This is a genomic window from Streptomyces albidus (ex Kaewkla and Franco 2022) (assembly GCF_013870515.1).
Classification (GTDB): domain Bacteria; phylum Actinomycetota; class Actinomycetes; order Streptomycetales; family Streptomycetaceae; genus Streptomyces; species Streptomyces albidus.
Window position 1 is genome coordinate 1 of record NZ_JACBXA010000393.1, and the last position, 3,539, is coordinate 3,539.

At 70.6% G+C, this 3,539-nt stretch carries 2 protein-coding genes and 1 pseudogene; 1 reads left to right on the top strand and 2 read right to left on the bottom strand.

What is annotated here, in order from left to right; translation table 11 throughout:
• On the bottom strand, positions 1-1,306 hold a 1,306-nt coding region (locus H5J26_RS29425; protein ID WP_235981234.1), incomplete at its 3' end, for an MFS transporter.
• A gap of 155 nt (positions 1,307-1,461) precedes the next feature.
• Here H5J26_RS29425 and H5J26_RS29430 point away from each other — a divergent pair.
• Positions 1,462-3,147, top strand: coding sequence for an AMP-binding protein (locus H5J26_RS29430; RefSeq protein ID WP_181769010.1), 1,686 nt, complete (start codon positions 1,462-1,464; stop codon positions 3,145-3,147).
• A gap of 17 nt (positions 3,148-3,164) precedes the next feature.
• Here the strand turns inward: H5J26_RS29430 and H5J26_RS29435 are convergent.
• Positions 3,165-3,539, bottom strand: a pseudogene (locus H5J26_RS29435) (hypothetical protein); the annotation flags it as partial.

Genomic DNA, 3,539 nt, shown 5'->3' on the forward strand with positions numbered 1-3,539 from the left:
AGCCCGTGCCGTCCGAACCGGCAGCGACCGCCGCGCCGATGACCGCGACGCCCAGCGCGGAGCCGACCTGACGGCTCGTCGAGGCGATGCTCGCGGCCAGACCCGAACGGGAGCGCGGCATGCCGGAGACGGCGGCGTTGGTGATGGGCGCGTTGACCAGGCCGAAGCCGATCCCGAAGAGGACGTACGAGGTGAACAGCATGGTGTTCGAACTCTCCGCGCCGAACGCCGCGAGCAGCACCCCGCTCGCCGTCATGTTCGCCCCCGCCAGCAGCAGCGGCAGCCGGGCACCCCGGACGGCGACGAGGTGCCCGGAAAGCGGAGCGAAGATCGCCGTCATCGCGGCCATCGGCAGCAGGTGCACGCCGGCCTGAAGTGCGGACAGCCCGCGGTCGTTCTGCAGATGCAGGGTGCTGAGGAAGAGGAAGCCGGCGAGTGCCGCGAAGGAGGTGACGGCGGTGAGGGTGGCGCCGCTGAACGGGATGCTGCGGAAGAAGCGCAGCTCCACCAGCGGTTCGGTCCGCCTGCGTTCGTAGACGATCAGCGCGGCCAGTGCGCACGCGCTGGCCGCGAAGCAGCCCAGGATCAGGGGCGACGTCCAGGACCCCTCGCGCGGGGAGGCCGAACCCCCCTCGATGATGGCGAAGGTGAGCGTGCCGAGCGCGGCCATGACGAGCAGCTGACCGCCCGGGTCCAGCCTTCGGGGGTGCGGCGCCCGCGACTCCGGGACGAAGAGCGTCGTGAGCAGCAGCGCCGTGAGTCCGACGGGTATGTTCAGCCAGAAGATCGAGCGCCAGCCCACCGAGCTGACCAGCGCACCTCCCAGCAGCGGACCGGCCGCCATGGAGATGCCCACGACCCCGCCCCAGACCCCGATCGCGCGGGCGCGATCGCGCGGCTCGGGGAAGGTGTTGGTGATGATCGACATGGCCACCGGGTTGAGCATCGAGCCGCCGACCGCCTGCATCGCGCGGAAGGCGATGAGCCATCCCAGCCCCGGGGCGAGCGCGCACAGCAGGGACCCGGCGGAGAAGAGCACGAGTCCCGTACGGAAGACGCGGCGCCGCCCCACCCTGTCGGCAGTCGAGCCGGACAGCATGAGGAAGGAGGCCAGCACGAGCGTGTAGGCGTCCAGGGTCCACTGAAGGCCCGAGATCGAGGCGTTCAGGTCCCGCCCCATGGCCGGGAGCGCCACGTTCAGCGCGGTGTTGTCGAGACTGACGACCAGCAGGCTCATGCAGCAGATCGCCAGCACCAGAAGACGGCGCCGGCGGGTCATGGGCTCGTCGGCCGAAGCGGAGGACATCACTCCAGCATCCACCTCCGGCGCGCGGGGTGATGCCCGGGGGTGGTGTGAGCGCCGCCGGTGTCCCAGGATGATCCGCAGTGTGACCAGCAGCGAACCCGCGGCGGAGCAGCAGCGGAACCAGCAGCCAGGACAGCAGCACGCGAGGAGTGACGATGACGGCCACCGAGCCCACCAGCCCCACCGACGCCTTCCGCGCCGCACGGGACACCCTGTTGCGGCACCGGACCGACTACGAGGCCGCCCGGGCATCCTTCTCCTGGCCGCGACCCGAACACTTCAACTGGGCGCTCGACTGGTTCGACGCCGTCGCCGAGGACAACCCGCGCACGGCCCTGCACATCGTCGAGCAGGACGGAAGCAGCGCCCGCTACTCCTTCGCCGAGATGCGCGCCCGCTCCGCCCAGGTCGCCAACTGGCTCCGCGCACAAGGCGTGCGTCCCGGCCACCGCGTCATCCTCATGCTCGGCAACCAGGTCGAACTGTGGGAGACGCTGCTGGCCTGCATGAAGCTGCGCGCCGTCGTCATCCCCGCCACGCCGCTGCTCGGCCCCAACGACCTCGCCGACCGGATCGACCGCGGTGAGGCCCGGCACGTGGTCGTGCGGACCGAGGACACCGCCAAGTTCGAGACGGTCTCCGGTGATTACACCCGCATCGCCGTCGGCGGCGGGAGCGCAGGGCCGGGCTGGCTCGCCTACGAGGACGCTTACGCCGCCTCCGGCACGTACGAGCCGGACGGCGTCACGCGGGCCGACGCCACGCTCCTGCTCTACTTCACCTCGGGCACCACTGCCCGTCCGAAGCTGGTCGAGCACACGCATCTCTCCTACCCCGTCGGGCACTTGGCGACGATGTACTGGATCGGTCTGAAGCCGGGCGACGTGCATCTGAACATCTCCTCGCCCGGTTGGGCCAAGCACGCCTGGTCCAACTTCTTCGCGCCGTGGAACGCCGAGGCGACGATCTTCATCTACAACTACGCCCGGTTCGACGCCGATCGCCTGCTGGCCGAGATCGAGGAGGCGGGCGTCACCAGCTTCTGCGCACCGCCGACGGTGTGGCGCATGCTCATCCAGGCGGACTTGACCAAGCTGCGGGCGGTGCCGCGCGAGGTCGTCGCGGCGGGTGAGCCGCTCAACCCCGAGGTGATCGAGCACGTACGCCGGGCATGGGACACCACCATCCGCGACGGCTTCGGTCAGACGGAGACGGCCGTGCAGGTCGCCAACTCCCCCGGGCAGCAGCTCAAGCCGGGCTCCATGGGGCGGGCGATGCCCGGATTCGAGGTGACGCTTATCGACCCGGTGACGGGCGAGGCCGGCGTGGACGAGGGAGAGATCTGCCTCGACCTGTCGCAGCGCCCGGTCGGGCTGATGACCGGATACCGGGGTGACGCGGAGCGTACGGACGAGGCGATGGCCGGGGGTTACTACCGCACGGGCGACATCGGAAGCCGGGACGCGGACGGCTACATCACCTACGTGGGCCGGTCCGACGACGTCTTCAAGGCGAGCGACTACAAGATCTCGCCGTTCGAGCTCGAGAGCGCGCTGCTGGAGCACGAGGCGGTGGCCGAGGCCGCGGTCGTCCCGTCGCCGGACCCGTTGCGGCTGGCCGTGCCCAAGGCCTACGTGGTGCTCGCGGAGGGCTGGGAGCAGGGTGCCGAGACGGCGAAGGCGCTGTTCGCGCACTCGCGGGAGACGCTCGCTCCGTACAAGCGTGTCCGGGTCATCGAGTTCGCCGAACTGCCCAAGACCATCTCCGGGAAGATCCGGAGGGTCGAGTTGCGGGAGCACGCGGCGGGGGAGCCCGGTCAGGAGTACCGCGAGGAACGCTGAGGCGGGCGCCCGGCCGCTCAGCAGACGGAGCGGATCAGCTCGTCGGCCGGGTCGTTGACGGCCTGCGGCATTCCCGTCAGGTCGAGGACGAAGAGCGGCACGCACAGTGCGTCCGCGCGGGTCCGAGCTTCGCGTGCGTAGCCCGCGAGGGAGAAACAGGCCGTCTCCACCTCCTCGTTGAGGCCGTTGAGCCAGAGCGTCTCCACCTCGCGAAGGGTGGTGGGGGCGGTGGAGGGGTCGACGTGCGCGATGATGCCGGGGCCGCGCAGGTCGATGCCGGAGGCGGGGCGCTTCTCCGTCAGCCTCACGCCGACGAAGCCAAGCCAGCGCAGATACTGTGCGGCGGCCGTACGGGCGTCCTGCGCGGTGCGGATGGTCACGGGCCGGAAGGC

Coding starts and splice junctions, on each gene's coding strand:
- H5J26_RS29430 (WP_181769010.1), top strand. CDS start 1,462: ATGACGGCCACCGAGCCCACCAGCCCCACCGACGCCTTCCGCGCCGCA.